We start from the raw sequence: 1340 nt of genomic DNA, 5'->3' as shown, positions 1-1340 counted from the left end.
GGGCGGTTCGCGAACCACACGTGTCCACTAAAAAAAATTAAGATTTAACTGGGTGTCAATTTGGCACCCAGTATCTTTTGTCCCCATGAACAACTCACTAAACGGCTTTTTGTCGAGCAATCCTACACTCAATATCCGTAACACATCATAGGTGGAAACCTCTAATTGCAGCTCATTTTCAGCAATAGCAACTACACAATAAGCGATAATAGCAGAGTATATCTGTATTTTGACGGCATTTTCAGAAGTTCCATAGAATTCTTTTATTCTTAAATGTTGCTTGATCCACTTAAAGAAGATCTCAATACTCCATCTGTATTTGTAAATTAAGGCAATATCTTCCGGTTTCAAGTCCATATTATTAGTCAGGAAGACATAAGTCGCATTTTGCTCTTGGCTATAATAGGTAATACAACGGATAGCTTTCGGATATCCTTTCTTTGCAACTCGACTGGTAAACTCTACAATTTGATCTGCCATTACACCTGTTTCCTTATTATTACAACATCGTTCTTCAACAACTTTGTATGCCATATTTCTCTTTTTTCGAACTACAAAGAATGCTCCTGATGTATTGATATTATATAATTGAGGTGTACTAACATACGCTTTATCAAACACATAAAAAGAATTGGGAACATAAGGAATATGTTCCATCATTGTACAGTCGCTAACCGAATGATCTGTTAGTAAGTTCATAACGGGTATTTGACGTTTTACATCATAGAGTGTGTGGAGCTTCATTCCTCCCTTTTCTTCATTAAAAGGGCATGCCCACCAAAACGGCTTAAGACAAAAGGATATAGTAGAAGAATCAAAGGCATACAAATCGTTTTCAATGAAAAAATCGGAGACTTCAGCTTTCTTTTGACGAGCAATTTCTATTACTTTATGAGCATACTGTTCAAAGATCTCTACACTTCGAACTTCATTCGCTTTGGAAAGATTACTGCGGGTCACACTTTTACCAAATCCCAAATGGTGAAACTTTTCTTTGTGCGCATTTAATGTAGTCACTAAATCTCTGAGACTTTCTCGATTGGTTAATTGTCCAAAAATGAGAACACGAAGATGATTCCAACAGGTAAAAGACTTTACATACTTGTTTCCTTCATACTTCTCTACTAAACAATCAAACGCTCTTTTAGGAAGAAACTCACATAATTGAGTGAATACAAACTTACCTTGATGCATAATTACACTATAATTGCATTATTTGCCAATTTGGCATAATGTAAATATACACTCATTTCAAAAGTATACGTAATAAATATAGCTGCAAATAGCTATAGAACTATTAGTTAAGGGAAGTGTTAATGATTTTTAGTGGACACGTGTGG

Annotated in this window: 1 protein-coding gene; it reads right to left on the bottom strand. The window is 35.2% G+C overall.

Going from position 1 to position 1340, the window contains the following annotated elements; genetic code table 11:
* Nucleotides 1–27: 27 nt before the first annotated feature.
* Entirely contained in the window at nt 28–1194 is a 1167-nt protein-coding gene (locus NBH14_RS28620; protein ID WP_186962113.1) for an IS4 family transposase, read from the bottom strand.
* Nucleotides 1195–1340: the final 146 nt, after the last annotated feature.

The sequence above is a fragment of the Parabacteroides caecihominis genome, from assembly GCF_023656785.1.
GTDB lineage: Bacteria > Bacteroidota > Bacteroidia > Bacteroidales > Tannerellaceae > Parabacteroides > Parabacteroides segnis.
The sequence above is the reverse complement of the archived record's forward strand: the minus strand, read 5'-3'. Positions and strand labels throughout refer to the sequence as shown.

Coding starts and splice junctions, on each gene's coding strand:
- NBH14_RS28620 (WP_186962113.1), bottom strand. CDS start 1,194: ATGCATCAAGGTAAGTTTGTATTCACTCAATTATGTGAGTTTCTTCCT.